The sequence below is a fragment of the Arthrobacter antioxidans genome (genome assembly GCF_023100725.1).
Lineage (GTDB): Bacteria > Actinomycetota > Actinomycetes > Actinomycetales > Micrococcaceae > Arthrobacter_D > Arthrobacter_D antioxidans.
The window spans coordinates 3,503,889-3,529,662 of record NZ_CP095501.1; the positions used below are offsets into that span (position 1 = coordinate 3,503,889).

A 25,774-nucleotide genomic window follows, 5' to 3' on the forward strand; every position below is an offset into this window, starting at 1 on the left:
GCCTCACAGGATGCGCCATGACTGACGCAAGTAACGGGACCGACACGAACAACTCCCAGCGTCCTACGGGCGAGGAGGACGCGACAGTGGTCTTCGATGACTTCTACGGGGCGATCAATGGCACCATGGACGCCACCGGCAAGACCGGGTACACAACGCAGGCCGGCGGACCGTTCCCCGACGGCGGCGACACCCTGCAGGACTTCATGCCTGGATCTCGATGCTCCGACTCCATCTATCGGGAACTGGACACCAGATACATCGGCTTGGTTGTGTCGACGCACGGTCCGGGACAGGGCTACACCGACTATGACGAACCGCTGGCCAAGGTCGCCGCGTACTGGGAGTCCCAGGGCTGGGAGCCGAGAAACTCCGGCGGTACCGGTGGGAACATGAAGGCCATCCAGACAACCACCTCCCACGGCACCCTTCTGGTCTATACGGCGGGCGCCGGAGGCGATTTCATCACGGCCGAATCTCCGTGCCTGCATGGCTTCAATCAGGACTACGACCCCGACTACTCGCCGCCCCCGCAGTAAGCGTGGGCCCAGCAGTGGTGTCCGACGTCCCATAAGGGTTGACGATCGGCACCGAACTCTCCTTCATCAGGAAGCAGCATATGAACAATCCGACCCCGCCAGTACAACCCGCGGACCACGAGGGTGGGCGGCTTGTGACCGCCACGAGGAAATCACCATCAGGACCTGTCATGGCGCTCAAGTGGGTGTTGTTCCTGGCGATCCTGGCCTCGCTCGCACTGGTCGGTCTGGGCTGGTTGCAGGATTCGGGCAGGGTGCATGTCCTATCCGGGACAGCGGATGGGATGGCGTATGTGGCCGTCCTCGTCGTGTTGCTCCTCGGGACGACCGTCTTCACGCTCGCGTACCTCCTGACCGTCATTTTCACGCGGCGCCGGTATGTTCACCGTGGCATCGTGCACTACACGGCACTGGTGCTCGGCCTCCTCCTCTCCGTCTATGTGGTGGCGGGGTGGGCATTCCTCTGGTTCGTGGAGTGATGAGGAATCCGGCGCGTTCCGAGTTCGAGGATCAAAGACGAGCGGCGATGCGCGACCTACGAGGGATCCGCTGATCACGAGGGGTATTGCTCAGGTCCGGCACCTCCTGCGACGACGCCCTCACCGAGAACGAACCCTCCCTGACAGGAAGCAGTGCATGAACGATCCCACCCCGCCAGTTCAGCCCGCCGACCACGAGGTGGGCCAGCCCGTGACCCCTACCAGGACGTCACCGCCACCACCCATCACGGCACTCAAGTGGGTGTCCTTCCTGGCGGTACTCGCCCCGCTCGCGCTGTACGGCCTGTTCACGATCGAGGACCTGGGGTGGGTGAACGTCCTGTCAGCGGAAGGGGAGGGGATGACAGGCTTCATCATTTTCGCCTTGCTGCTCCTCGGTACGGTGATCTTCACGCTCGCCTACCTCCTGACCGTCATCCTCACGCGTCGCCGGTACGCTCACCGGGGCTTCGTGCACTACACGACGCTGGGGCTTGGTCTCCTCATCCTGACCTATCAGGTGGTGGGCATGACAGGCCTCATTCCTTCGTGAGGCGGCTGACCGGGTAGGGCAAGGGAGACGAAGTCGCGCCCGAGGTGCCGCGCGGCAGCGGACACGCGAGGACGCACGGCGTCGTCGCTCACGGACCGGCGTGACCTTGAGCTAGGCGTTCCAGAGGCCGTAGGAGTCCGCGAGGGAGGAGATCTTCTGCGCTCGCGCCAGGCGCGGCAGGTAGGAGCCGTCGCCCACCACGGCTCCGGCGGCGTGCTCGCGGAGGAGCTCGGCAGCCCAGCTGATCTCGGACTCGCTGGGCGACAGCCCGCGGTTGATGGTGTCGGTCGCATCGGTCAGCAGGCACAGCTTGCCCGTCATCCCCATGGAGGCCGTGACCTTGCAGGCTTCGAGCAGCTCGTCCCCGAGGGCGCCGACGGTGGGGCCGTCGATCGGCCCGGGCAGTTGCCCCACGCGGGAGGCGACCACGAGCTTCGACCGCGCATAGGCGAGCGCCATCGGGTCATCGGAGGCTCCTGTGTCGCGCCGGAAATCGCCGACGCCGAACGCCAGCCGGAACGTGCCCGGAGCGCTGGCGATCGCCGTCGCGTTCTCGATGCCGAGCGCCGATTCGATGAGCGCAAGAACGGGCGTGCCCGCCTGCAGGCGCATGGCCGTGTGGGTGACCTGTTCGGGCTTCTCCGTCATCGCCAGCATGACGCCCCGCAGACCGGGCGCCTTGGACAGGGCGGCCAGGTCGTCGGCCCAGTACTCCGTCTCGATGCCGTTGACCCGCACCCACGCCGTCATGCCGGTGGACAGGGCCTCGACCACGCGCTCACGGGCTTCGGCCTTGCCTGGTGCGGGGACGGCGTCCTCCATGTCGAACACCACGGAATCGGCCTCGGAGGTGAGGGCGGGGATGAAGGTGTCCTCGGACGCCGCGGAGGCCAGCAGCCAGGATCGTGAGAGCTTGGCGGGAAGCGCGGCGGCGCGGCTGTTTCTGAGGAAGGTGGCCATGCTCAAACACTACTGAGGATCACTCCGTGTTATCCAACGAACATCACGGCATGGCGTGAACACTACGACCAAAACCGTGCGGACGGGCCGGCGCTGGGCACGGGAACCTCCCGCGGAGGCTCTCGCTCACCGCGCAGCGGACCCCTGCGCGTCACGTGTGGGGTGCGACATGGTGAGTTCGTCCGCCGATCCGATTCCGGACGGGTCCGCTACCAGCATCGCTCTGCGGTCCGCGTCGAGGACCGTCGCAGCGGCGGCGGCCTGGGTCAGCAGGGTCAGCTGCCGCTCGAGCGCCGCCCGCCGCTCGGGCAGGGCGACGGTCAGCAGGTCCTCCAGTGCCGCCCGCAGGCGCCTGATGACCTGGGGTGAGCCCGCCCCGGCCTGCCGGATCTCGTCGAACGCGATACGCACGTAACCGTCCCAGTGCATCGTCGGCACGGTGAGCCGCAGCGTCCCGCCCCTGTCCTCGTACCGGCCGTCGTGCAGCGGTCGCTGGGCGATCTGGCGCAGGATGTCATGAATGCGGTCGATGGACTGCACGGCAGTGGTGGGATCATCGAGGGGTCCCGCCGACAGCGAGTGCTCGGCGATGTCCACCAGCATCCTCATGCCGTAGGCCACGTCCTGGTTCATGGTCCGTTCGGGGCCGGTGACGATGGCCCTGCTCACGGCGCGGTGGGACACACCGGACGGATCCCCGATGACGCGCACGAGCGAGGCGCCCGTCGGCACGAAATCCCCCACCGCCCACAGCAGTTCGAATTGACAATCCGCTTTGGTGGCCAGGAGGGTCAGGCGGTCATGGTCGATGGTGAAGATGACCCCGCCGTTCGGCGACGAGACGAACCCGGGATCAGGGTCCGCCGTCGTCCCCGCTCCCGGGTAGACGCGGTCGAGGGTCCTCATCGTGTCGCGGGCCACCCAGCCGACCAGCGCGGCGGCGCGCAGGGACTGACCGATGTGGTTCAGGTACCAGACGAGTGTTGCGATGCACGTGAGGACCAGCACGATGGCGGTGAGGACGGCAAGGCCGGGGACGGTCCCGCCGTCGGGAGTCGTCTTGATCGCCCGCATCGACAGCAGGGCGTGGCTGAACGTACCGGCGAACAGGCCGAGCGCCACCTGGCTGGGGCGGTCCTGCAGGATCTGCCGGACGATGCGCGGCGAGAAGCTGCCCATCGCGAGCTGGACGACCAGCACCAGCAGCGAGAGCACCAGCCCGGTCAGGGTCAGCATCGCGAAAGCGATGAGATAGAGGATCTGCATCGCTGCCGTGGTGTCACCGGTGACACTCTCGGGGATCATGCCTCCGTCATCGATCGACGTGGTGATCAGTGAAAGCGCGATGCCCCCGAGGATGAACAGCACCGGCACAACCCACAGGCTCGTCTTGAGCCAGTGTTCGAGGCGGAATCGTCCCATGACCAACTACTTCTGAACCATCGAGTGCATCCCGCCAACCCTGCTCGCTCCGCGGTCCTGGTGCAAGGACTCTTCCTCTTCGGTCCGTGGTCGCCACCGCCACGGTTTCCTGCATAGGGACAGACCCTTGACCCCTACCGATGCGCGGCCTAGCATTCGTATACGATTTTGTGCCCGGCGGTGGCGACGACGGCGTCCTCACCTGACACACGGCACACGCACTGCGAAAACAAGGGAGTTTTTCATGGCACTAGCTTCAGAGCGTCCGGACGCCCGGTCCGGGGGCGGCATGAGTGCGGCCGACCGCAAGGTCCTCGCGGGGACCATGGTCGGCACCACGATCGAGTGGTACGACTTCTTCATCTTCGCCCAGGCCGCGGGGCTCGTGTTCGCGTCCCTCTACTTCGGCCCCCTCGAGGGCGAGAGCCCCGGCCTCGCACAGCTCGTCGCCTGGGCCACGATCGGCATCAGCTTCTTCTTCCGCCCGCTCGGCGCCGTCATCGCCGGACGCCTCGGCGACCGCATCGGCCGGAAGGCGATGCTCGTCTTCACACTCGTCATGATGGGCTCCGCCACCGCACTGATCGGCCTGCTGCCCACCTACGCGCAGATCGGCGTCTGGGCTCCCATCCTCCTCATGCTCCTGCGCATCCTCCAGGGCTTCTCGGCCGGCGGGGAGTGGGGCGGCGCCGCGCTCATGGCCGTGGAGCACGCACCGGTGACCAAGCGCGGTTTCTGGGGCGCCTACCCCCAGATCGGCGTACCCGTCGGGATGATCCTCGCCACCCTGGTGCTGTTCCTGCTCCGCAGTTCCCTGTCCCCCGAGGACTTCCTCGCCTGGGGCTGGCGTATCCCGTTCCTGCTCTCCGTCGTCCTGATCGTCGTCGGCTACTTCATCCGTGCCGCCGTCGCCGAGAGCCCCGTGTTCAAGCGCATGATCGAGCGCAAGAGGGACACCGCGACCCCGCTGCGGGACCTGATGCGCACGCACAAACGGCCCGTGATCCTCGCCGCCGTCATCTTCATCGGCAACAACGCGGCCGGCTACCTCGTGATCGCGTTCCTCTCCTCCTACGCCCAGCGCGCTCTCGGCATGCCTGCGGCGCCCGTACTCCTCGCGACGCTCCTGGCATCCTTCGGCTGGCTCATCTTCACCCTCTACGGCGGCATCCTCTCGGACCGCATCGGACGCGTGCGGACCTTCCAGATCGGGTACGGACTGATCTTCGTCTGGATGATCCCGATGTTCATGATGATCGACACCCGCAACATCTGGGCGTACGGCATCGCGATCTTCGTGCTGACCATCGGACTCGGGCTCTCCTACGGGCCCATGTCCGCGATGTACGCCGAGATGTTCCCGGCGAACGTCCGCTACTCCGGCATCGGCATCGGCTACGCCCTCGGTGCCATCCTCGGTGGCGCGTTCGCACCCCTCATCGCGCAGGCGCTGCTGGACAGCACGGGATGGTCGGGCTCCATCGGCCTCTACATCATGGGCCTCTGCGTCATCTCCTTCATCGGCGTCACCCTGGCCAAGGAGACCAAGGGGGCGCCCCTGGAAGCGGAGAAGGACGACGCCGGCGCGGGGGTCGGCCGCCGCGCCTGACCGGCCGACGTCGTCGGGCCCGGCCCGCCGCACCCGTGGACATGCCCATCGACCGCACCGGGTCGGTGGGCATCGTCACGGATGCCCACCGATGAGGCGGGGCCGGCGGGCAGAATGGGCCGGGACGACACCGGGAATGCCGCGCCGTGCCCGCTATAGTGGCAAGCGTCGGGCGCCATGGGCGCCGTGCCTGAAAAAGAGGCAATAAGGGCATCGCCCGAGGCACATACGGAATTCGCCCACCAGATCCCCGGGTGACCGTGTGCCTGCACCAGCGCGCCGGGGACTTCGCCTGCAAGGATCCGAGAATGGCCACCGTCTCCGCCCGCATCGTCTCAGCCCTCCTGCCCGCCACCACCGAGGTGTTCGGCGTCATGGGCAACGGGAACGCACACTTCCTCGACGCCGTCATGGCCGCACCCTCCCTGCACTTCACCGCGGTGCGGCACGAGGCCGGGGCCGTCGCCGCCGCCGACGCCTACCACCGGGCCGGTGGCCGCCTCGCCGTCGCTACCACCACGTACGGCGCCGGGTTCACGAACGCCCTGACCCCGCTGGCCGAGGCCGTGCAGGCGGGCATCCCCCTGCTGCTCGTGGTGGGCGATGCGCCCACCTCCGGGCTGCGCGCGTGGGACATCGACCAGTCCCTCGTGGCCAAGGGCCTCGGCGCCACGACGTTCACGGTCTCCGCCGCACGTCCGCTGGCGGTGACGAGGGCGGCGGTCGAGCACGCGCTCCGTCACCGCGAGGCCGTGGTGCTGGCCATCCCGTACGACCTCGCGGCCGCCGAGGCCGCCGAGGAGGAAGCCCCGACCGCACCGTCCCCCCTGCCCCGTCCGGCACCGGCAGCGGCCGACGTCGACAGCGTCGCGGCGCTGCTCTCGTCCGCCGAACGGCCCCTGGTCCTGGCCGGCCGCGGCGCGTGGGTGAGCGGGGCCGGCGACGCCGCGGCACGCCTCGCCGACCGTCTCGGCGCCCTCACCGCCACCTCGGGCCTCGGCGCAGGGCTCTTCGGGGACGACGCCGCCGCCCTCGGCATCGCGGGTGGATGGGCCTCCGAACGCACGGCCGATCTGATCGAGCAGGCCGACGTCGTCCTCGTCCTCGGCGCGCGGCTCAACCAGTTCACGCTGCGCTTCGGCCACTCCTTCGCCCCGGACGCCCGGGTCGTCCAGGTGGATCTCGCCGCCGGCCCCACCTCGGCCGTGGTCACCGACTTCGTGCACGCCGACGCGCGCGTCGCGGCGGAGGCGCTGCTCGCCGTCGTCGACCGCCGCGAGGGCGAGCAGCGGTGGAGCACGCGTGCAGCCGGGGTCGCCCTGCGCGCCCATGACGCCCGGGACGACGGCGAGCCGACCGCACCCGACGGCCGCCTGGACCCGCGGAGCCTGTGCCGCACACTGGACCGGATGCTGCCCGCTGACCGGACGATCGTGCAGGACGGCGGCCACTTCATCGGCTGGGCGCCCGGCTACCTCCACGTGCCTGCGCCGAACCGCCTGATCATGGTGGGCACCGCGTACCAGACCATCGGCCTTGGCTTCCCCAGCGCCGTCGGTGCAGCCCGCGCACTGCCGGACTCCACCGTGGTCCTGTGCACGGGTGACGGCGGCGCACTCATGGCCCTCGCCGATCTCGACACGGTCATCCGGACCGCACGCCGCGCCGTCATCGTGGTCTTCAACGACGCCGCCTACGGGGCCGAGATCCACCAGTATGCCGTTCGCGGCATAGACCCGGGGCCCATGCTGATCGACGAGGTGGACTTCGCCGCCGTCGCCGCGGCCCTCGGGGCGCGGTCCGCGACCATCACCGCACTGGACGACCTCACCGCGGTAGAGGGCTGGCTCGTCTCCGACGACGACGGCGTCCTCCTGCTGGACTGCAGGATCTCCCGGCAGGTCGTGGCTCCCTATATGCAGGAGATCGTCGCCGTCGCCGCCCGGGTGGGCGCCCGCTGAGGTCAGCGCTTCACGCGGTAGCGGGAGATCACCACGCCCGAGCCGAAGACACGGCTGCCGACGAGCTCGAGGTTCGCGCGGCGGTGGTGGGGCGGGAAGAACGGGCGCCCGCCGCCCACCAGCACCGGGTGGACCCGCACCTGGTACTCGTCGATGAGATCCAGCGCCGCCGCCTCCTCGGCGAGGGTGGCCCCTCCGATCGCGATGTCCCCCTCTGCGGGGTCGGCCCGCAGCCGCTCGATCTCGTCCGCCAGGCTGCCGGAGGCCAGCCGGGTGTTGCTCCCCTGGACCGCGGACAGCGAGTGGGAGAAGACCACCTTCGGCAGCCGCTTCCACAGCGCTGTCCACTCACGGTCCGGCTCGTCGGCGGAGGCGTCCTGGTCGGCGGTCTCCCAGTACAGCATCGTCTCGTAGAGCCGACGCCCCAGCAGGTGGACGCCGACCGCACGGACCTCGTCGATGGCGGACCGGAAAACCTCCTCGTCCGGCGTCGTGAAGTCGAAACCACCATCCGGACCGACGATGTAGCCGTCCAGGGAGACTCCCATCGAGTAGGTCACGTTGCGCATCAGCTCTCTCCTCCGTGATGTATCAGGACGCGGTATCTCGCAGGGTCACCAGGTCTCCCACGCTGATCGCTCCGATGCGGTCGACGCGTGCCTGCACCCCGAACTCCAACCCATTGTGAAGGGCAAGTGCCTTCAGCGCCTTGGGACCGGCGCCCACCCCGGCCTGGGGCTGGTCGATCATCGTGCAGCGGGGCATGCCGGCGTCGACGGTGATGATCACGTCATCCCCGATCGCCAGCTCCCCTCCCGCCCAGTCGCGTTCGAGGAACAGCGGAGCGGACCCCGTGTCCAGGACGAGGTTCGGACGGAAGCGGCGTTCCTCGACAGCCCCGCCCAGCAGTTCCGCGAGCGCGGCGAGGGACGACGTCGTCAGCAGGTGGAGCGGCGACTCGTCGTGGTGCTGGAGCGTGGTTCCCTGCTTCAGCACCAGGGCCTGGCCGAACCCCGCGGTCAGCGCCTCGGAGGCCGCGGGGTCGTCCACCCGATACGGGACACCTGCGGGGCTGCGGAGGAGAGGGACGCCGTCGTGCCCGTCCAGCTCCGACGTCCAGTCCAGCAGACCGGGGACGGGCCGGAAGCGGCGCGTGCGCTTGCCGCTGGCGATCCCGCCGTCGTGCGTGTAGACCGCCCAGCGGCGGTCGTGGTCCAGCCCTGACGGGGTGGCGGCGGCGGTTCCCAGCGCCTGGCCCGACGTCGACTTCACCGGATAGCGGTACAGCGCGTGGACCCGCCCGACGGGTGTTCCCTGGTGCGGCATGCGGTCATTCTCGCACCACGGTCGGCGGGCGTCACGGACGGCCTGCCGCCGGGCACCACCCGGCCCGGGCGAGGCGCCGTCCGGAGAGCGGGATCGGGGTGTACCGAAGCGTACGATGAGGCCTCTACGAGGGGGTCCCATGGCGCTCGAGGACGATGCACCGACCCGCAATGCGGCGGGGCATCGGACGGGCTGCGCCTGGCCCGCCCCGGATCGAGGGTGAGCCGTGCACGCCTGGTGGATCGACGACGACGCCCGCGACGCCCCGTCCGGTGCCGGCGCGAGGACGACGTCGGCCCTGGTGTTCGGCACCCGGCCGGACCCGGTGACCGGCCCCGGCGAGCTGCTGGTGGGGTCCGGGCGTGCGGGGTGTGCCGGACGGACCTGCACCTGGTCGAGGGCGATCTGCCGGCGAAGCATCCGCGCACCGTGCCGGGGCACGAGATCGTCGGCGAGGTGGTGGGGACCGGGCCCGGGTGCCGGCTGTTCCGCGTGGGCGACAGGGTGGGCATCGCGTGGCTCCGTGCCACGTGCGGAGCCTGCCGTTTCTGCCTCCGCGGCGACGAGAACCTGTGCCTGTCACCGCGGTTCACCGGCTGGGACGACGACGGCGGCTACGCCGAGCTCGTCACCGTGCCCGAGGCCTTCGCGTACGCCGTGCCGCCGGGGTTCGCCGACGAGGAGGCGGCGCCGCTGCTCTGCGCCGGGATCATCGGGTACCGGGCGCTGCGCCGGTCCGGGGTGCGGCCCGGCGGCCGGCTCGGCATCTATGGCTTCGGGGCGTCCGCGCACCTCGCCGCGCAGGTGGCGATGTTCGAGGGCGTCGAGGTGTCCGTCATGACGCGCTCGGCGAGCGCGCGGCGCCTGGCCTCGGAACTGGGCGCCGCCTTCGTGGGGGACGCCGCCGCGGAACCGCCGCAGCCGCTGGACGCCGCCATCCTCTTCGCGCCCGCCGGCGGCCTGGTGCCCGCCGCCCTGCGGGCCCTGGACCGCGGCGGCACCCTGGCCATCGCGGGCATCTACCTCAGCGACATCCCGGTGCTCCACTATGCGGACGAGCTCTTCCAGGAACGCCGGCTCTGCAGTGTCACCGCGAACACCCGCGCCGACGGCCGTGAACTCCTGGCGCTGGCCGCCCGCATCCCGCTGCGCCCCACCATCCAGCGGTATCCGTTCACCGCCGCGGACCGCGCCCTGGCGGACCTGGCAGCGGATCGCGTCGACGGCGCCGCGGTCCTGCACCTGACCGGCGGTTCCGGTGGGGGCCTGAGCGCGGCGCGGGCGTCGGTCCGGTTGGACGAGCAGGGACCATGAGGTGCCATCGGGGCACGGGCTCCGGTATCGGCCTTCGGCCCACCGCTGGGGGTCCTCGGCCCCTGCCTCGGTCAGTCGCCGGTCAGCGCGGGGTCAGGGTGCGAGCGCGACGTCCTCGCCGGTGAGGGAGGCGCGGAATCCGTCGCCCTGGACGGCGACGTCCCGGAGCACGAGCCCCTCGGGCAGGCCCTCGATCCGGTGCTCGATCGTGACGAAGCGGCGGACCACGGCGGCGATCCCGTCGGAGAGGAAGCCCGGGCCGCCGACGTCGATCGAGCGCGGTTCCATGACGAGCCTGCCGTCCTCGACGTCGACGGTGCCGGTGGCCGTGACGGGCAGGTCACGGCCCAGGGCCTCGACGGTGCGCACCACGGTCACCTGTCCGTCGCCGGCCGGGCGGACCACGGTGCCCCCGCCGAGCTCGGCGGCGACGGCGTCGAACGGCACCGTCGCGCCGACGGTGAGCCGGTCGGCCACCAGCCCGCCCGGCCCGGTGACCACGCCCTGCCCCAGCGCCCGGACGTCCCGCAGGGTCGAATCCGCCGCCACCACGGTCCCGGCGTCCAGCTCGACGTCGGCGATCCACACCTCGTCCTCGCCCAGTCCGGCCGGCGGTCCCGCCGGGGGCTCCGCCTGGGACGGGGGTCCGGAACCCGCGCCCCCGTCCGCGCCGGCCGGACCGCTCGCCACCCACCAGAGGACCGCGACGGCGACCACGAGGACCACGAGCATCCCGAGAGCACCGATCAGCCAGTCCCTGACACGCGTCCACTCCATCAGCACAGTCCGTCCATCAGCACAGTCTGGTGGAGTGGACGCCCGGACGCGACCCTCCGCGACGGGACGGCCCGCCGTCAGCCGCGGGGCCGGAAGTCGTAGATCCGCCGGAGCTTCCCGCTGGAGCGCACGAGGGATCCCTGCTCCACGACGGTGACGGCGCACGTGGAGCCGATGTGCGTCTTGACCTGGTGCCGGAGTTCGACGGCGGCCGCGGCGGCATCGGCGGCCGTGACCCCCTCGCGCGGTTCCACCTTGATGGTCAGCTGGTCCATCCGCTGGCCCTCGGGGCGTGTCAGCTCGAGCTGGAAGTGCGGACTGAGGGCGGGGATGCGCAGCGTGAGCTCCTCGACCTGCGTGGGGAACAGGTTCACGCCGCGCACGATCACCATGTCATCGCTGCGCCCGGTGATGCGCTCCATGCGGCGCATGCCGGGCCGCGCGGTGCCGGGCTGCAGGCGCGTGAGATCGTGGGTGCGGTAGCGGATGATCGGCAGCGCCTCCTTGGTGAGGGACGTGAAGACGAGTTCGCCCGCCTGGCCGTCGCCGAGCACCCGCTCCGTGAACGGGTCGATGATCTCCGGCCGGAAGTGGTCCTCCCAGATATGGGAGCCGTCCTTGGACTCCACGCATTCGCCCGCGACGCCGGGGCCCATGACCTCGGACAGGCCGTAGATGTCGCACGCGTCGAAGCCCGCGCGCCCCTCGAGCTCCTGGCGCATGCCCTCCGTCCACGGCTCGGCCCCGAGCACGCCGGTCTTCAGGGACGTCGAGGCCGGGTCGATCCCGGCGGCGGCCATGGCGTCGAGGATGGTCAGCAGGTAGGTGGGCGTGGCGAGGATGGCGTCGGGTTCGAAGTCCCGGATGAGCTGCACCTGCCGTTCGGTCTGTCCTCCCGAGACGGGGATGACGGTGCAGCCCAGCCGCTCCGCGCCCGCGTGCGCACCGAGGCCGCCGGTGAACAGCCCGTACCCGTAGGCGTTGTGGACCTTCCAGCCGGCCTTCACACCGGAGGCGCGCAATGAGCGCGCCACGAGGGACGCCCACCGGTCGAGGTCCCCGGCCGTGTAGCCGACGACGGTGGGCTGGCCGGTGGTGCCGGAGGACGCGTGGATACGCGCCACCTGCGACTGCGGGACGGCGAACATGCCGAACGGATAGGTGCTGCGGAGGTCCTCCTTGGTGGTGAAGGGGAACTTCGCGAGGTCCGCGAGCTCGCGCAGGTCCCCGGGATGCACGCCGGCGTCGTCGAACTTCCGCCGGTACAGGGGCACCTGCGCATAGGCGCGGGCGAGCGTGGCCTGCAGGCGCTCCAGCTGGACGGACTCCAGGTGGTCGCGGGACCACGTCTCCTCGACGTCGAGGGTGGCGGGATCCGCGGCGGACGCGCGGAGGGGGAGGGTGGTCATGGCTGGTCCTTCGCACGGAGGGGTGTGGGGTGGTGGGGCCGTCTCACAGGACGGATCCGACGGCGCGGGCCGCGGCGGCGACGCGGGCACCGATGGCCTCGACCGGCTGCTCGCTGCGGAGGTAGACGACGGCGAGCGCGGCCGGGAGGCGGCCCCGGACCTGGACGGGGGCGGCGACGGAACTGACGCCGGGGATCACCTCGTCCTGGCTCGTGGCATACCCGGTGGCCGCAGCGATCCTGGATGCCTCCCGGTAGGGCGAGCCCGGTGCCAGGCGCTGCCAGTGGGCCTCGGTGAGGGCGGACTGGATGGCGATGCCGGGCGCCCCGGCGTCGAACGGGTGGCGCGAGCCCGGCCGCTGGACGAGGGTGCCCTCGCCGTGCGGCGGTTCGACGGCCACGAGGGTGACGCAGTGGTGCCGGTCCCAGACGGCGATGAACGCGGTCATCTGCAGTTCGGACGCCACCGCGGTGAGCTCGGGCAGCGCGGCCGTCTGCAGTCGCGGTGCCACGCCCCGGGCGAGGTTGGCGAGTCCCGGGCCGGCCTGGAACCGGCCGCCGGCGTCCCGGACCACGAGCGAGTGCTCCTCGAGGGTCCGCAGGATCCGGTAGGCGATGGATCGGTGCACGTCCAGCGCGCCCGCGACCTCGGCCGTCGTCAGCCCGTCCGGGGTCTCCGCGAGGATCTCCAGGGCGCGGATGCCCCGGGACAGGGTCTGGGAGGCGGGGGCCGACGGCGCAGCTCCCGTGGCGGCGGTCAAGGCCGGGCCCGCGTGTGCCGTCCGCATGTCAGGCGACGGCCCGTCCGGCTCCGGGCCTGTCGGCGCGGTCCGTCCGGGACGCCAGGAGTGGGGCGAAGAACGCGGCGAGGCCCGCGGTGTCGGCGAGCGGGAGCACGTGCGCCACGTACTGGTCGGGCCGGACGACGACGACGACGCCCGCGCGGTCCACTCCGCGCAGGTCGAAGATGTCCGCGGTCGGATCGGCGGCGTACACCTTCTCGTAGTCCGTGAGCCCGAACGGCCCCACCGACGGTGTGAACTCCGCCGGGACCCGCCCGATGTCCACCTGCCTGTGGTCCTGCTGGTAGATCACCTTCACGTCGAACCAGGCGTCCCGGTCGGCGTCCGGGGGCGTGGCGGCGAGCGGCGAGTCGGGGTGCGCGCCGATCCAGTCGGCGAACCCCGCCACACCGGAGGACGCGCCGGGCTCCGCGGCATCGGCGAACACGTAGATGCGCCACCGGCCGTCCGCCGTCGCGTGGTGGCCGAGGTGCATCGGGACGCCGTCGCACACGCGGACCACGGGCGCGGACTTGAAGCGCTTGCCGACGGGGAACCCGGCGCCGAGATCCTGGTGCACACCGTCGGCGATGAGCATCGACGGCGCGTACTGCGTCATGAAGCCCGCCGGGAACTCCATCGTCCGCACGTAGAAGTCCTCGAGCTCGGACGGGTCGGCGAACTCCTCCGGCTTCCGCGCCATGAGGGTCGACCATTCCTTGTCGAACGCGATGAGGTCCTTCGCGACGACCTGCCGTTCGGCCGAGTACGTGGCCAGCAGGGCCTCCGGGCTGCGCCCCTCGAGGACGTGGCCGAGTTTCCAGCCGAGGTTGAAGCCGTCCTGCATGGACACGTTCATGCCCTGGCCGGCCTTGGCGCTGTGCGTGTGGCAGGCATCGCCGGTGATGAAGACGCGCGGGGTCCGGGTGCCGACGTCCTCGGGCAGGACGTCGTCGAACCTGTCGGTGAGCCGGTGTCCCACCTCGTAGACGCTGTGCCAGGCGACGTTCCGCACGTCGAGGGTGTAGGGGCTGAGGATCGTGTTGGCCTTGGCGATGATCTGCTCGAGCGTCGTGGACCTGACCGCGCCCTTGTCCGCCGGGTCCACCTCTCCGAGGTCCACGTACATGCGGAAGAGGTGCCCGCCCTCGCGCGGGATCAGCAGGATGCTGCCGCCGGCCCCGGACTGGATGGCGCACTTGCGGCGGATGTCGGGGAAGTCGGTGACCGCGAGGGCGTCCATCACGCCCCACGCGTGGTTGGCCTGGTCCCCGGCCAGGGTGCAGCCGATCGCCTGGCGTACGGGACTGCGCGCGCCGTCGGCCCCCACCACGTATCGGGCCCGCACCGTGCGTTCGGCGCCCTCGTGCTCCCCGGAGGTGTGCGCGAGGGTGACCCGCACCGGGTACTCCTGCTCGTCGTCGACCTCCAGTCCTGCGAAGGCGTAGCCGTAGTCGGGTTCCATGCGGGTGGGCGCGTTCTTCATGAACTCGGCGAAGTAGTCGAGGACGCGGGCCTGGTTGACGATCAGGTGCGGGAACTCGCTGATGCCGGTCGGGTCGTCCTCGGGGCGGGCCGTGCGGATGATGCGCGAGGAGTCCGCAGGATCGGGCTTCCAGAAGGCCATCTCGACGATCCGGTACGCCTCGTCGATGATCCGGTGGGCGAACCCGAAGGCCTGGAACGTCTCGACGCTGCGGGCCTGGATGCCGTCGGCCTGCCCGATCACCAGCCTCCCCGGTCGGCGCTCGACGATCCGCGTGGTGATGCCCGGGAACTGGGAGAGCTGCGCGGCGGCGATCATGCCGGCAGGTCCGGTGCCGACGATGAGGACGTCGACCTCGTCGGGGAGCTCCTGCGGACGGTCGACCCCGACGCCGGCGGCCGGCTGGACGCGGGGGTCACCGGACACGTAGCCGTGGTGGTGGAATTGCACGGGCTGGCCTCACTTCATTGTGGATGTGCCGTTGCTCGCGTTCGATAATCGAACACGCCGTTCTTCTTTCGTAGGGCGATGGTAACCCGGGTGGTTACGGGACTCAATGGCGGTGGGGAGCGGTCCGGTTGCGCGGGACCAGGCTGCTGCGACGGCCGAGATCACCGCTTCAGGACGAAATCCTCGCCGTGGTCGAAATACTTCACACATTGTGGCGTAGGTTACCTATCATGCAGAACGGCGAGCGTTCGGACGCGGCAGATCCGCACTCCCTGCTGCTCGAGGACCGGAGCATCACGGACTTCCTCGACCAGCTGTCGGTGCTGGGTGAGCAGCTCTTCGCCGGCGATGCGTCGGTGCTGTGTGGGCTGATGTCCCGGCGGGGGAACCGGCACGTGAATGTCAGGAGCAGTTCGGTGAGGGCGGCGGCCCTCACCGAACTCCAGCACGATGTCGGAGAGGGACCATCACTGGCCGCGATGACCACGCAGGAGACGGTGGTCGTCGACGACGGACGGCGTGACCGGCGGTGGCCACGCTATTTCGCCTCCTCCACCGTGTCCGGATTCGCATCGATGCTCAGCGTTCCACTGCAACTCGGACCCGAGGGAACCGCGACGCTGAACTTCTACGCCCGCCCCACCGGATACTTCACCTCCGAGAGGCGGAGGGTTGCCGCCGTGTTCGCCGCCCAGGCCGGCACGGCCCTCGAGATGGCGATGCGTGTGGCCCGCTACCAGGACGCCGCTGCCGACATGTATGCGGCGATGGAGTCACGGACCAGTATCGACATCGCCGTCGGGATCATCCTCGCCCAGAGCCGGTGCACCCAGGACGAAGCCTTCGAGATGCTCCAGCGGGCCTCCAACACCCGGCACCAGAAGCTCAGCGAAGTCGCCCGCGACCTGATCGTCCAGGCCACCGGCACCACACCCCGCACCCATTTCACGAACTGACGAGCACCTCCGGCGACAATGCTCAACCACGTGGTCCTCCCACGTCGCTTGTCGTGACTGCGAGCCCTGCACTGGGATACTGGGCAGGCAAGTCCCTTGAACGGGAAGGTCGGGCTATGGTGGGATCAGTTCTTCGTGAAATTCAGTGATCGTCGGCGGATTGTTGAGGGGCTTTCAGAACGATGAGTGTGCCTGCGGCCGTCGGGCCCAAGCCGACGATCCGAGACCTGCCATGACGACCGCACCTTCCGTCCCGACCCCCCCGGTCGGGTTCGCGTGTTGAATCTCCACAGCGACGACGATCTGTGTTCGGTGTTCCTGACGGACCTACCGGTGACCGGTGCTGCCATCTCCATTTTCGTCGGGACCGCGAACGAGACCCGCATGGGTGCGACCGATGACTGCGCGATCGCGCTGGATGAGGCGCAGTTCTCGGTGGGAGAGGGGCCGCGGTGGGATGCCATGCGGACCCGGGCGCCCGTGATGGTTCCGGACACCCACGCGGCTCACCTGACCTGGCCGGGTCTGGGTACCGCCCTTGCCGATGCGGGGGCGGCCGCGGTCTTCGCTCTGCCCTTGATCGTCGGTGCCGTCAACATCGGTGTCGTCGAGCTGTATCACACCCATCCCGGGCCGCTCAGTCGATCGAAACTCCTGCACGCGCTGTCCCTGACCGGTAAGACGTCCTGGGCCCTGATGCACTCCATCCTGGACGACAGTCGCCGAAGCACAGGGGCGACGGAGTCCGAACCGCTCGCGCGGCGGGAGATCCACCAGGCCACGGGGATGATCCTCGTGCAGGCAGGTGTGTCGGCTGCTGAAGCTCTCATGCTGCTGCGGGCACATGCCTTCGCCCACGAGCAGACCCTCGAAGAGGCGGCACAGGCGGTCATCAGCCGACGTCTCACCTTCACAACGAAGCCGGATGCCGTGAAGGACAATGCAAGCGGTGAGGAACACTAATGGAAGTACTTCTACATCCCCGCCACCAGGGCGACGATACGACGCAGTGCCGGAGGACAGGACAATGGTGACCCGATCACGACCCGAAAAGGTGAGTACCGCGTTCGTCAGGCTCGCCGACACCCTGGTCGCCGACTACGACGTTCTCGACCTGCTCCACACCCTCGCGGAGGAATGCGTCGATCTCCTGCAGGTCGATCAGGTAGGCATCCTGCTTGCCAGCCCCCACGGGGACCTGCAGGTCGTGGCGTCGACCAGCGAGGAGTCGGAGCTCGTCGAGATCCTCCAGCTGCAGGCCGGAGAAGGCCCCTGCATCGAGTGCTACCACTCCGGGTCCGTCGTCACGATCGCCGATATCGCCGCTCTCGACAAGTGGCCGGCCTTCCGACGCGCTGCCCTCCGGCAGGGTTTCGCCTCCGTCCATGTGGTTCCCCTGCGCATCCACGAACGGGTCATCGGCGCCATGGGCCTCTTCGGCTCGGCAGTCGGGGAGCTGGAGCAGGAGGATGCGGTGATCGCCCAGGCGCTGGCGTCGGTGGCCACCATCAGCCTCCTGCAGGAGCGCACGATCCGGGAAAGCCAGATCGTGAACGATCAGCTGCAGAGGGCCCTCAACAGCAGGATCATGATCGAGCAGGCCAAGGGCGTCATCGCCCAGATCTCCACCGTGACCATGGACGAGGCGTTCAATCGCCTGCGCAGCCACGCCCGCTCCACACACCAGACCCTCAACGACACCAGCCAGCAGGTCATCGACCGCACGCTGGTCCTCTGAAGCACGCACCGGGCCCACCTGGGCCCGGTTCTGCCTGGCGTGCACGTCCCGGCGCCACGCTCCTACCGAGGCCAGCGTGAGTGCAAATCGAGTGCTGCCAGACCTGATCCTGGCGGCCATGGACGGCTAGAGTTACACCACAAGATTCACCGGGGCCGCTGACGGACCCGCATGATCTTCCCGTCGACTGTTCGCACCGTCTGCGGAAAGGGTGAGGAAGATGCTGGGCTCGCGTTACCTTCCACCACCCCCGGTCGGGTGATGCACATGACCGTGGATAAATCGTCAGGGCTGGATCGGTGGTGTTCGACTCTGTGCACGTCGTTCATCGAGGCGATACCGGTATCGGGTGCTGCGCTATCGGCATTCAGCGGGTCCGCTCAGGAGACCATGCTGGGAGCCAGCGACGAGCTCGCCGCCACACTCGACGAACTCCAGTTCGACCTCGGTGAAGGCCCTCGATGGGAAGCCGCCCGCTCCCGGATGCCTGTCCTCCTCCCCTATGTACGCTCGATGGCCCACGAGAAATGGCCGGTCTTCGGAAAAGCGCTGACCGGCACCGACGTGCAAGCCCTGTTCGTCTTACCCCTGATCATCGGGGCCCTGGATGTGGGGGTCGTGGAGCTCTACCGGACCACCCCGGGGGAATTGAACCACTCCGAGATGACCACAGCGCGAGCTCTGGCCGACGCGGCCGCCTGGAGTCTACTGCGCCACATCCTTGTTCCTGATGATGAGGACAATCCCGAGGCAGGGCTGACACCCTCACGCCGCGAGATACACCAGGCAACGGGTATGGTGCTCGCCCAGACCGGCGGAACAGCGGCTGACGCCTTGCTGCTCCTGCGAGGGCATGCTTTCGCGAACGGACAGACGGTACGGGAGACATCCAGCGACGTCCTCGACAGACGGCTGGACTTCTCACCCCTTTGAATCTATGAAAAGAACCTAAGGAGGCCTACCGTGGGCTTCATGGAATCCACCACCCGGGCAAGCCGGGTCAGTGCCGCCTTCGTCAGGATCGCGGACACCCTGGTCGATGAATACGATGTGCTGGACCTCCTGCACACGCTCGTCGACGAGTGCGTGGGACTGCTCGACGCGACCGCTGCCGGGCTGATGCTCGCCGGCCCGGACGGCGTCCTGCAGGTGCTGGCGTCGACCAGCGAGGAAAGCCGCCTCATCGAAGTCCTGCAGCAGGAGACGGGGGCCGGCCCGTGCGTGGAATGCTTCGTCACGGGTGTTCCCGTCACCATCCGGGACATCGCCGGGACCGGGGACCGGTGGCCGAAGTTCAAACATGCCGCCGCGGCCCAGGGCTTCCAGTCCGTGCACGCCTTTCCACTCCGCGTACGCGGGAAGACCATCGGAGCGATGAACCTGTTCCGTACCGACACCGGCGAACTGAGCGAGGAGGATGTCGCCATCGGGCAGGCGCTCGCCGACGTGTCGACGATCAGCATCCTGCAGGAACGCTCCATCCGGGAATCGGCGATCGTCAATGATCAGTTGCAACGGGCACTGAACAGCCGGATCCTCGTCGAGCAGGCCAAGGGCGTGATCTCCCAGATCTCGAACGTCACCACCAACGAGGCCTTCGAACGCCTGCGTGCCTATGCCCGATCCCACAGGACCAGCCTGACCGACACAGCAGAAGCAGTGCTGGGGCGCACGCTTACCCTCTGACCACCGACAGACCTGTCCGCACGCCGACCGTGCGGACGCTCGTCGTCGCGGTTCCCTCCCGCTCAGCGTCCGCGCCGGGCACGATGAGCAGGACGCGCGTTCCCTCGCCGAGGGAGCTCGAGACGGAAAGAGTGCCCGCACAGAGTTCGGCGTGGCGCCGCATCGCCGTCAGGCCCCTGCAGGACGGTGGTGCGGCAAACCCGGAGCCGTCGTCGCTGATTCCCATCTCGAGGCGACCCCGAAGGACGCGCAGCGTGACGGTGATGGAGGCCGTGGTGGCGTCCCGGAGTGCACGGCACAGGCCTTCCTCGAGGAGTGCACGCACATGGTCGGCCACCACGGGATCGACACCGGAGTCGAGGGGCCCGGTGAGGTGCAGCTCGGGCTGAAGGGCATGATCCCGGGCCGTGGCCGCTACGACGGCCAGCACACTGGCGCTGAAGGTCGGTGGGGTCGGCGGGCCGGATTGCAGGGAGTGGATGGTGCGGCGCAGATCCCTGATCGCGGCGTCGAGTTCAGCGCTCACGAGGCTGATGCGTTCGAGTGCTTCACGATCCGCGAGGTGCTTGCGGAGGCCCTGGATGCGCAGGCCCGCCGCGAACAGGCGTTGGATGACCTGATCGTGCTGCTGAACGGCCTGGCCGTACCCGGCACCACTCCCGGACCACGGCGCGTCGAGAGGGGAGGTAGGGGGTCGTGAATCGACGATGGACGACATGATGCGGATCCTTGGAGGCAGGGAAGCGATGGTGCCACCGGGGTCCGGGGTGTCTTATACAAGCGTCCGCCAGACCAGCTCCGAGGTCAAGAAGTATCGGTCCACTGTGTGAGGGCGACGGTGAAGCCGTGGACGAGGCGCTCGAAGCTGCGGTCGACGTTCGCGCTCATGGCAAAGGATCCCGTGGTCTCGAACGAGACGAAACCGTGCAGGGCGGAGCGGAGGGCGCGGATCGCGTCGATGGCGTCGTCGCCGGCCAGGTCGTAGGCGACGAGCACGTCGGCGATGACCTGGATGCCCTCGAGTGAGACGGCCTCGTCCTCGAGGTCGCCGGGCGAGGGCATGCGCTGGGAGGATTCGTAGCGGGCGGGGTGCTCGCGCGCCCAGTCGCGGTAGGCGTGGGACATGGAGTGGATGGCGGCGGCGCCGGACCGGCCGACGGCGGCGCGGGCGAGCACCCCGCCGAATTCGCGTTTCGCGCGGACCGAGATGTCGCGATGCAGTCCCGCCATCGAGTCGATGTGCTTGTAGAGGGAGGGCTGGCGGATACCGAGCCGTTCCGCCAGGGCGGCGAGGGTCAGCCGGTGCAGACCGACTTCGTCGACCATCAGCGCGGCCTCCTCCACCACCCGGTCGCGGGAAAGGCCTGCCCTAGGCATGCTGCACCGTCCTGAGGAACCGCAGGACGGCGTCGGAGGTCACTGCGGGCTGCTGGGACTGGGGGTAGTGGCCGGCGTCGGCGATCATGACGACCTCCCCCCGAAGGGCATCACCGACGAAGCGGGCCTCCGCGGCGGGATCCTTGAAGTCGGGGTCTTCCTCCCCCATGATCACCATCGTCGGCGCGGTCACCGAGCCGAGCTTCGCCTCGGCGGGGTCATGGTCGGTCTGCCGGGTGGTCAGCGAGAAGGCCTTGCCGTAGGGCCTGCGCTTGAGGCTTGCCACGACCGCCGTGCGGTACTCCTGGAAATCGTCCGGCTTGCGGCCGGCATAGAGGGTGGGCATGTAGCCCTTCCAGACGGCGGCGACCCAGGGCGCGGCCATCATGGTGCGGAACATGGCCCGGGTGAAGGCATTGGACGGCGGGTTGCGCACGAACGGCCCGACCAGCACCAGGCCGTCCACCTGATCGGGGTGCTCGGCCGCGACGATGACAGCGGAACCGGCAGCCAGAGAGTTGCCGACGATGACCGCCCTCCCCCCGAGCTGCGCGATCAGGGCCTGGATATCGCCGGCCGTCTCGACATCGCCGTAGGAGGAGAAGGTGGTGTCACTGTCACCGTGACCCCGGAGGTCGGTGCTTGCGACCGCGTAGCCGGCCGCGACGAGCGTCGGCGTCAGGAAGCGGTAGGACGAGCGCAGCTCGCCCATACCGGGCACAAGGACGACGAGCGGGCCGGAGCCCTGAAGGTCGTAGGCGATGCGCCCCTCGGGGCGGGCGATGTACCGGGTGGAAGCTGGAGTGGAAAAGGTCATGCGGCTAGTGTGTATCCCTATTTAGCTATAGTCAATAGCTTCATGGCACGGAGTGTGCATCTGCTCGTCGCTCGTCGTGCACCGACTCGGCCAGGACCACGCGGCCGGATTCACGTCGGTGGGTGGCTGATGCCGTCGAGTATCCGGTGCAATCCCCAGAGATACTGCTCGGTCGACACGTAGCGGGCCATGACGTGCACGGCGGCGGCGGACAGCGGGTAGGTCTCGGCTGGTATCGAGGAGAACCCTGCGAACCGTGCCGCGATGCGCTCGGCTTCCGACGGCGCCGGACGGGCATCGCCGAGTTCCGCCACTTCCAGGGCGATCGAACCGAAGACAAAGACGATCAACAGGTAGGAGGTTCTTGCCGCATCCGTGGGGCGGAACCCTGCACTGGAAAGGACCTCCATCAGTCGTTCGTTCAGGGCGAGGGCCCGGGGACCGTCCATGGGGCCGCCGATCATCAACCCCACCGCGCCCGGATGAGCCGTGAGGCGCTCCCGCAGTTCGACGGCGAGGAGTTCGATGCGCCGGCGCCAGGGGACATCGGGGTCGGCGAACACCGCATGATCGACCTGCCCGAGCAGATGCTCGACGATCGCCTTGACGACGGCCGCCTTGTCGGGGAAGTACGTGTAGACCGCATTCGGAGCTACGCCCACCCGGGCGGCGATCCCTCGGATGGAGGCGGCATTCGCACCACCCTCGTCCAGCAGGCCGAGCGCGGCCTCCACGATCTCCTCCTCGGTCGAGGCCCTCCGTGGGCCGCGACGGAAGCCTTTGAGCTGCTCTGCCACGTACAGGATTCCTCACCCTTGACACTTTTCTGTACAGGGTACACCATTTGTACACTGTACAGATCAGGTCTCGGGAAGCAGACCCACTCATGACAACCACACACAGCAGTAGCAGCCTCCGGCATCTCACCGGCGCCCTCTTCGTGGTCAGCGCGATCGCTTTCGCTGCTGCGGCGACAGCCCTGTCCGTCACCTTCGATTGGCCGGACATCCTGCGGGAGCCGCCCGGCATCGTCCTGCCGGCCTTCGACGCCGGCGGGCCCGGTCTGGTCTGGCTCTGGCTCACGACGGCCTGGACCTACGGCCTCCTCGCCCTGCCCGTCCTCCTCCTACCCGCAGCCCTCGGGCTACGGTCGAACCCCGCGCTGCAGGTGGCTACCTCGGTAGGAGCGGTCTCGGTGCTGGTCTCCCTCATCGGGTTCCTTCGCTGGGTGTTCGTGGTCCCACCACTCGCCGACTCCTATGTCACCGGCGATGCCCGGACCCGGGCGGCGGTGGAGGCGGCCTGGACCGCGCAGCACCAGTTCGGGGGCGCGCTGCTGGGAGAACATCTGGGTCAGCTGCTCGTCATCGGCTGGTCGGTCACGCTCAGCGTGATCATCCTGCGCAGCGGGATCCTCCCACGCTGGCTCGGTGCCGTGGGCATCGCTGCGAGCGCGACCTACCTGCTCAACCAGGGGGACATCCTCTCGACCGCCGTGCCCGGCTTCCCTGTCTGGGACCTGGCCGGGCTCCTCGGCAGCACCGCCTGGGGCCTTTGGGTGGCCGCCCTCGGCGTCGTCCTGCTGACCCGCCCTGCTCCTGGGCACGCGAGCTCCACCGGCCGGCCGGACTCCGCGTCATCCCTCCACTCACCACCGAACAGCCGATCTGCCCAGGCCGGACCAAGGAACTGATCCTCATGGCACACTCCCCCTCATCCCGCCCGCCGTTCCTGCGCAACTGGCTCGTGTGGGTCGCCGGATTCCTCGCCTTCCCCGTCGCCGGCCTCATCGGCGGTGTCGTCGTCGGCCGCGTCGACGACACGGCCTCGGCGCTCATCGGTGGCGCTGTCGCCGGGCTCGTCATCGGCGTCGGCCAGACGCTGGCCAGCAGCCACCGCCTGCAGGCCGGCAGGTGGATACCCGCGACCATCGTGGGCATGGGTGCAGGACTGTTCCTCGGCGCCACCGCGGTGGACTACCGCACCTCCCTCGCCGATCTCGCGCTGATGGGAGCCCTCAACGGCCTCATCGTGGGTGCCTGCCAGGCTGCAGCATTGCCGCGCGGCGTCCCCCGACGCTGGATCTGGGGCGCCGTCGTGCCTCTCCTGTGGGCACTGGGCTGGACCGTCACGACCCTCCTGCTGATCAGGGTGGACGAACAGTTCATCGTCTTCGGTGCCAGCGGAGCTCTCGTCTTCGCCGCACTGTCGGGACTCGCCCTCTACTGGCTCGTCCCCTCCCGGCCGAACGCTCACACACCTGCATCACTCCCGACGACGACGGCGACGACATGAGCGCCGGGCTGCACGTCATCTTCGGCACCGGAGCGATCGGCCTCGCCACCTTCGACGCGCTCCGTCGCCGCGGCCGCACCGTGCGACTCGTCAACCGCTCAGGCCACGCCCCCGTCGGTGCCGGCGTCGAGCTCCTCGCCGGGGATGCCAGGGACACCTCCTTCGCCGTCGACGCGGCCCGTGGCGCCGCCGTCGTCTACCAGGCACTCAATCCGCCGTACTCCCAGTGGAGTCAGCAGTTCCCGGCGCTGCAGGCCGGCGTACTGACTGCTGCCGAAAGGGCCGGAGCACGCCTGGTGAGCCTGGAGAACGTCTACATGTACGGGCGTCCCGCAGGACGCCCGCTCACCGAGGACCGCGAGAACAATGCCCACACCAGGAAAGGGCGACTCCGCGCCGGCATGGCCGACGAACTACTCGCAGCGCACAGGGCCGGCCGCGTCGAGATCACCATCGGCCGGGCGTCGGACTACTTCGGCCCCCGCGGCGGGGCCCAGTCGAATCTCGGCGACCGCGTCTTCCCCGCCGCGCTGAAGGGCAGAACCGCGACGGTCCTCGGTGACCCCGATCAACCGCACACCTACACGTACCTCCCTGACATCGGCGAGGGTCTTGCCGTGCTCGGGGAACACCCCGACGCCCCGGGGAGGATCTGGCATCTGCCCAACGACCCCGACACCCGCACCACACGTCAACTCGTCCGGATCATCTACCGGCAGGCCGGCCAGGACCGGTCCGGGCTCCGTGCCGTCCCGCCGTTGCTGCTTCGCGCCCTCGGGCTGGTCAACCCCACCGTGCGCGAACTCCTCGAGATGCAGTACCAGTTCGAGGAACCCTTCGTCGTCGACAGCAGCACGATCACCAGCGCCCTCGGCGTCGCTGCCACACCGATCGAACAAGCCCTCGCCGAGACGCTCGGGAGCTACCGCCCGGAGCAGGACCGATCAGCAGGATAGCGACCACAACCGGAGACCCCCGGAATAGCTCCCTCACTGCCCGCTGTTGGCAGTGACAACGTTCCTCCCCCTGATCCAGGAGTCAGCTCATGGCCCTTCAGTTCGCAGCCACCACTGCCCTGGTCACGGGCGCCAGTTCCGGTCTGGGCGCCGAGTTCGCCCGCGCCCTTGCCGCACGCGGCGCCGATCTGGTGCTGGTCGCTCGACGCGTCGACCGGCTCGAGGCGCTGGCGCGGGATCTGGAGGCCCGACACGGCATCACGGCGCGGATCGTCGGCGCGGACCTGGCTGACCCCGCATCGTGGGCTCGCGTGAGGGCCTTCACCGAGGCGGAAGGGGTTCGGGTGTCCACGCTCGTGAACAATGCCGGGTTCGCGACGCACGGCGTCCTCGCCGAGGCCGACCCCGACCGTACCGACGAGGAGGTTCGACTGAACGTGGGCGCGCTGACCGCCCTGACCCGGTTGTACCTGCCGGATCTCGTGAGCGAGGGCTCGGGCGCCCTGGTCAACGTTGCCAGTACCGCAGGTTTCCAGCCCGTCCCGTTGATGGCGGTGTACGGGGCGACGAAGGCCTATGTGCGCAGCTTCACCGCCGCGGTGGCGTGGGAGACCCGCGACACCGGGCTGCGGGTCACCGCCCTGTGTCCTGGCGCCACGAGGACGGAGTTCTTCGACGTGGTCGGGTCGGACGATGCGAAGGTGGGTCGCTACCAGAGCCCCGAACAGGTTGTCCGGACAGCCCTGCGCGCCCTCGATGGCAGGCGCACCCCTCCCGTCGTCGTGTCGGGTGCGGCCAATCGGGTCGGAGCAGCCCTCGGTCGACTCGCGCCGACCCGCCTGGGATTGCCGCTGACCGCAGCACTGATGAGGCGCTAGTCCGC

27 protein-coding genes are annotated in these 25,774 nt (G+C 69.3%); 15 read left to right on the forward strand and 12 right to left on the reverse strand.

Translation table 11 applies throughout. The features are described from left to right. Nucleotides 1–17: 17 nt before the first annotated feature. The 3 genes from MWM45_RS16235 (at nucleotide 18) to MWM45_RS16245 (ending at nucleotide 1,571) form a co-directional block, all read left to right on the forward strand. Nucleotides 18–539, forward strand: coding sequence for a hypothetical protein (locus tag MWM45_RS16235; protein WP_247827334.1), 522 nt, complete (start codon nucleotides 18–20; stop codon nucleotides 537–539). 170 nt (nucleotides 540–709) lie between these two features. Next, entirely contained in the window at nucleotides 710–1,018 is a 309-nt protein-coding gene (locus MWM45_RS16240; protein ID WP_247827335.1) for a hypothetical protein, read from the forward strand. A 157-nt stretch (nucleotides 1,019–1,175) separates the two neighbouring features. Then, nucleotides 1,176–1,571: a hypothetical protein gene (locus MWM45_RS16245; protein ID WP_247827336.1), complete on the forward strand. Its 396-nt coding sequence runs from the start codon at nucleotides 1,176–1,178 to the stop codon at nucleotides 1,569–1,571. Nucleotides 1,572–1,682: 111 nt separating this feature from the next. On the opposite strand, the gene MWM45_RS16250 is transcribed toward MWM45_RS16245, so the two are convergent. Beyond that, complete coding sequence (locus tag MWM45_RS16250) at nucleotides 1,683–2,531, reverse strand: HpcH/HpaI aldolase/citrate lyase family protein (RefSeq protein ID WP_043442188.1); 849 nt, start codon at nucleotides 2,529–2,531, stop codon at nucleotides 1,683–1,685. Between the two features lie 126 nt (nucleotides 2,532–2,657). Beyond that, nucleotides 2,658–3,953, reverse strand: coding sequence for a DUF2254 domain-containing protein (locus MWM45_RS16255; protein WP_247827337.1), 1,296 nt, complete (start codon nucleotides 3,951–3,953; stop codon nucleotides 2,658–2,660). Nucleotides 3,954–4,197: 244 nt separating this feature from the next. On the opposite strand from MWM45_RS16255, the gene MWM45_RS16260 reads away from it, so the two are divergent. Together MWM45_RS16260 and MWM45_RS16265 are read left to right on the forward strand one after the other, a co-directional pair. Beyond that, on the forward strand, nucleotides 4,198–5,562 hold the full coding sequence (locus MWM45_RS16260; protein WP_247827338.1) for an MFS transporter: 1,365 nt from the start codon (nucleotides 4,198–4,200) through the stop codon (nucleotides 5,560–5,562). A gap of 308 nt (nucleotides 5,563–5,870) precedes the next feature. After that, nucleotides 5,871–7,523 (forward strand): thiamine pyrophosphate-binding protein, encoded by a 1,653-nt coding sequence (locus MWM45_RS16265; protein ID WP_247827339.1) that lies wholly within the window; start codon nucleotides 5,871–5,873, stop codon nucleotides 7,521–7,523. A gap of 2 nt (nucleotides 7,524–7,525) precedes the next feature. Here MWM45_RS16265 and MWM45_RS16270 read toward each other — a convergent pair whose 3' ends face one another. Both MWM45_RS16270 and MWM45_RS16275 read right to left on the reverse strand, forming a co-directional pair. Next, on the reverse strand, nucleotides 7,526–8,092 hold the full coding sequence (locus tag MWM45_RS16270; protein WP_247827340.1) for a dihydrofolate reductase family protein: 567 nt from the start codon (nucleotides 8,090–8,092) through the stop codon (nucleotides 7,526–7,528). A 22-nt stretch (nucleotides 8,093–8,114) separates the two neighbouring features. Then, nucleotides 8,115–8,849, reverse strand: coding sequence for an MOSC domain-containing protein (locus tag MWM45_RS16275; RefSeq protein WP_247827341.1), 735 nt, complete (start codon nucleotides 8,847–8,849; stop codon nucleotides 8,115–8,117). Between the two features lie 369 nt (nucleotides 8,850–9,218). Here MWM45_RS16275 and MWM45_RS16280 point away from each other — a divergent pair, with 369 nt between their 5' ends. After that, on the forward strand, nucleotides 9,219–10,163 hold the full coding sequence (locus MWM45_RS16280; protein WP_418909706.1) for a zinc-binding alcohol dehydrogenase family protein: 945 nt from the start codon (nucleotides 9,219–9,221) through the stop codon (nucleotides 10,161–10,163). A 93-nt stretch (nucleotides 10,164–10,256) separates the two neighbouring features. On the opposite strand, the gene MWM45_RS16285 is transcribed toward MWM45_RS16280, so the two are convergent. The 4 genes from MWM45_RS16285 to MWM45_RS16300 all read right to left on the reverse strand — a co-directional run bounded on the left by MWM45_RS16285 (nucleotide 10,257) and on the right by MWM45_RS16300 (nucleotide 15,066). Continuing rightward, nucleotides 10,257–10,940 (reverse strand): LmeA family phospholipid-binding protein, encoded by a 684-nt coding sequence (locus MWM45_RS16285; RefSeq protein WP_247827342.1) that lies wholly within the window; start codon nucleotides 10,938–10,940, stop codon nucleotides 10,257–10,259. Nucleotides 10,941–11,017: 77 nt separating this feature from the next. Beyond that, nucleotides 11,018–12,349 (reverse strand): AMP-binding protein, encoded by a 1,332-nt coding sequence (locus MWM45_RS16290; RefSeq protein WP_247827343.1) that lies wholly within the window; start codon nucleotides 12,347–12,349, stop codon nucleotides 11,018–11,020. A gap of 43 nt (nucleotides 12,350–12,392) precedes the next feature. After that, nucleotides 12,393–13,136, reverse strand: coding sequence for an IclR family transcriptional regulator (locus MWM45_RS16295; RefSeq protein ID WP_247827344.1), 744 nt, complete (start codon nucleotides 13,134–13,136; stop codon nucleotides 12,393–12,395). Nucleotide 13,137: 1 nt separating this feature from the next. Continuing rightward, nucleotides 13,138–15,066: an FAD-binding monooxygenase gene (locus MWM45_RS16300; protein WP_247827345.1), complete on the reverse strand. Its 1,929-nt coding sequence runs from the start codon at nucleotides 15,064–15,066 to the stop codon at nucleotides 13,138–13,140. Between the two features lie 230 nt (nucleotides 15,067–15,296). Between MWM45_RS16300 and MWM45_RS16305 the strand changes: the two genes are divergently transcribed. The 5 genes from MWM45_RS16305 to MWM45_RS16325 all read left to right on the forward strand — a co-directional run bounded on the left by MWM45_RS16305 (nucleotide 15,297) and on the right by MWM45_RS16325 (nucleotide 19,446). Beyond that, a complete protein-coding gene (locus tag MWM45_RS16305; protein ID WP_247827346.1) occupies nucleotides 15,297–16,022 on the forward strand; it encodes a GAF and ANTAR domain-containing protein in 726 nt (241 codons plus the stop codon). A gap of 312 nt (nucleotides 16,023–16,334) precedes the next feature. Further along, nucleotides 16,335–16,985, forward strand: coding sequence for a GAF and ANTAR domain-containing protein (locus tag MWM45_RS16310; protein WP_247827347.1), 651 nt, complete (start codon nucleotides 16,335–16,337; stop codon nucleotides 16,983–16,985). A gap of 64 nt (nucleotides 16,986–17,049) precedes the next feature. Further along, a complete protein-coding gene (locus MWM45_RS16315; protein WP_247827348.1) occupies nucleotides 17,050–17,760 on the forward strand; it encodes a GAF domain-containing protein in 711 nt (236 codons plus the stop codon). Nucleotides 17,761–17,931: 171 nt separating this feature from the next. Next, nucleotides 17,932–18,693, forward strand: coding sequence for a GAF and ANTAR domain-containing protein (locus MWM45_RS16320; protein ID WP_247827349.1), 762 nt, complete (start codon nucleotides 17,932–17,934; stop codon nucleotides 18,691–18,693). A 39-nt stretch (nucleotides 18,694–18,732) separates the two neighbouring features. Then, nucleotides 18,733–19,446, forward strand: coding sequence for a GAF and ANTAR domain-containing protein (locus MWM45_RS16325; protein WP_247827350.1), 714 nt, complete (start codon nucleotides 18,733–18,735; stop codon nucleotides 19,444–19,446). Here the strand turns inward: MWM45_RS16325 and MWM45_RS16330 are convergent. The 4 genes from MWM45_RS16330 to MWM45_RS16345 form a co-directional block, all read right to left on the reverse strand. Continuing rightward, nucleotides 19,436–20,164 (reverse strand): sensor histidine kinase, encoded by a 729-nt coding sequence (locus tag MWM45_RS16330; RefSeq protein ID WP_247827351.1) that lies wholly within the window; start codon nucleotides 20,162–20,164, stop codon nucleotides 19,436–19,438. The genes MWM45_RS16325 and MWM45_RS16330 overlap by 11 nt on opposite strands. Nucleotides 20,165–20,250: 86 nt before the next feature. Beyond that, a complete protein-coding gene (locus MWM45_RS16335; protein WP_247827352.1) occupies nucleotides 20,251–20,823 on the reverse strand; it encodes a TetR/AcrR family transcriptional regulator in 573 nt (190 codons plus the stop codon). After that, nucleotides 20,816–21,640: an alpha/beta fold hydrolase gene (locus tag MWM45_RS16340; protein WP_247827353.1), complete on the reverse strand. Its 825-nt coding sequence runs from the start codon at nucleotides 21,638–21,640 to the stop codon at nucleotides 20,816–20,818. Before MWM45_RS16340 ends, MWM45_RS16335 begins: the two co-directional genes overlap by 8 nt. 110 nt (nucleotides 21,641–21,750) lie before the next feature. Beyond that, nucleotides 21,751–22,437 (reverse strand): TetR/AcrR family transcriptional regulator, encoded by a 687-nt coding sequence (locus tag MWM45_RS16345; protein ID WP_247827354.1) that lies wholly within the window; start codon nucleotides 22,435–22,437, stop codon nucleotides 21,751–21,753. A gap of 89 nt (nucleotides 22,438–22,526) precedes the next feature. On the opposite strand from MWM45_RS16345, the gene MWM45_RS16350 reads away from it, so the two are divergent. The 4 genes from MWM45_RS16350 (at nucleotide 22,527) to MWM45_RS16365 (ending at nucleotide 25,769) form a co-directional block, all read left to right on the forward strand. After that, on the forward strand, nucleotides 22,527–23,333 hold the full coding sequence (locus tag MWM45_RS16350) for a DUF4386 domain-containing protein (RefSeq protein ID WP_247827355.1): 807 nt from the start codon (nucleotides 22,527–22,529) through the stop codon (nucleotides 23,331–23,333). Between the two features lie 5 nt (nucleotides 23,334–23,338). Further along, a complete protein-coding gene (locus MWM45_RS16355) occupies nucleotides 23,339–23,935 on the forward strand; it encodes a hypothetical protein (RefSeq protein ID WP_247827356.1) in 597 nt (198 codons plus the stop codon). Then, nucleotides 23,932–24,891, forward strand: coding sequence for an NAD-dependent epimerase/dehydratase family protein (locus MWM45_RS16360; RefSeq protein ID WP_247827357.1), 960 nt, complete (start codon nucleotides 23,932–23,934; stop codon nucleotides 24,889–24,891). Before MWM45_RS16355 ends, MWM45_RS16360 begins: the two co-directional genes overlap by 4 nt. An 89-nt stretch (nucleotides 24,892–24,980) precedes the next feature. Then, on the forward strand, nucleotides 24,981–25,769 hold the full coding sequence (locus MWM45_RS16365) for an SDR family NAD(P)-dependent oxidoreductase (protein ID WP_247827358.1): 789 nt from the start codon (nucleotides 24,981–24,983) through the stop codon (nucleotides 25,767–25,769). The last annotated feature ends 5 nt before the right edge of the window (nucleotides 25,770–25,774 follow it).

Coding starts and splice junctions, on each gene's coding strand:
- MWM45_RS16235 (WP_247827334.1), top strand. CDS start 18: ATGACTGACGCAAGTAACGGGACCGACACGAACAACTCCCAGCGTCCT.
- MWM45_RS16240 (WP_247827335.1), top strand. CDS start 710: ATGGCGCTCAAGTGGGTGTTGTTCCTGGCGATCCTGGCCTCGCTCGCA.
- MWM45_RS16245 (WP_247827336.1), top strand. CDS start 1,176: ATGAACGATCCCACCCCGCCAGTTCAGCCCGCCGACCACGAGGTGGGC.
- MWM45_RS16250 (WP_043442188.1), bottom strand. CDS start 2,531: ATGGCCACCTTCCTCAGAAACAGCCGCGCCGCCGCGCTTCCCGCCAAG.
- MWM45_RS16255 (WP_247827337.1), bottom strand. CDS start 3,953: ATGGGACGATTCCGCCTCGAACACTGGCTCAAGACGAGCCTGTGGGTT.
- MWM45_RS16260 (WP_247827338.1), top strand. CDS start 4,198: ATGGCACTAGCTTCAGAGCGTCCGGACGCCCGGTCCGGGGGCGGCATG.
- MWM45_RS16265 (WP_247827339.1), top strand. CDS start 5,871: ATGGCCACCGTCTCCGCCCGCATCGTCTCAGCCCTCCTGCCCGCCACC.
- MWM45_RS16270 (WP_247827340.1), bottom strand. CDS start 8,092: ATGCGCAACGTGACCTACTCGATGGGAGTCTCCCTGGACGGCTACATC.
- MWM45_RS16275 (WP_247827341.1), bottom strand. CDS start 8,849: ATGCCGCACCAGGGAACACCCGTCGGGCGGGTCCACGCGCTGTACCGC.
- MWM45_RS16285 (WP_247827342.1), bottom strand. CDS start 10,940: ATGGAGTGGACGCGTGTCAGGGACTGGCTGATCGGTGCTCTCGGGATG.
- MWM45_RS16290 (WP_247827343.1), bottom strand. CDS start 12,349: ATGACCACCCTCCCCCTCCGCGCGTCCGCCGCGGATCCCGCCACCCTC.
- MWM45_RS16295 (WP_247827344.1), bottom strand. CDS start 13,136: ATGCGGACGGCACACGCGGGCCCGGCCTTGACCGCCGCCACGGGAGCT.
- MWM45_RS16305 (WP_247827346.1), top strand. CDS start 15,297: ATGCAGAACGGCGAGCGTTCGGACGCGGCAGATCCGCACTCCCTGCTG.
- MWM45_RS16315 (WP_247827348.1), top strand. CDS start 17,050: ATGGTGACCCGATCACGACCCGAAAAGGTGAGTACCGCGTTCGTCAGG.
- MWM45_RS16320 (WP_247827349.1), top strand. CDS start 17,932: ATGATCTTCCCGTCGACTGTTCGCACCGTCTGCGGAAAGGGTGAGGAA.
- MWM45_RS16325 (WP_247827350.1), top strand. CDS start 18,733: ATGGAATCCACCACCCGGGCAAGCCGGGTCAGTGCCGCCTTCGTCAGG.
- MWM45_RS16330 (WP_247827351.1), bottom strand. CDS start 20,164: ATGTCGTCCATCGTCGATTCACGACCCCCTACCTCCCCTCTCGACGCG.
- MWM45_RS16335 (WP_247827352.1), bottom strand. CDS start 20,823: ATGCCTAGGGCAGGCCTTTCCCGCGACCGGGTGGTGGAGGAGGCCGCG.
- MWM45_RS16340 (WP_247827353.1), bottom strand. CDS start 21,640: ATGACCTTTTCCACTCCAGCTTCCACCCGGTACATCGCCCGCCCCGAG.
- MWM45_RS16350 (WP_247827355.1), top strand. CDS start 22,527: ATGACAACCACACACAGCAGTAGCAGCCTCCGGCATCTCACCGGCGCC.
- MWM45_RS16355 (WP_247827356.1), top strand. CDS start 23,339: ATGGCACACTCCCCCTCATCCCGCCCGCCGTTCCTGCGCAACTGGCTC.
- MWM45_RS16360 (WP_247827357.1), top strand. CDS start 23,932: ATGAGCGCCGGGCTGCACGTCATCTTCGGCACCGGAGCGATCGGCCTC.
- MWM45_RS16365 (WP_247827358.1), top strand. CDS start 24,981: ATGGCCCTTCAGTTCGCAGCCACCACTGCCCTGGTCACGGGCGCCAGT.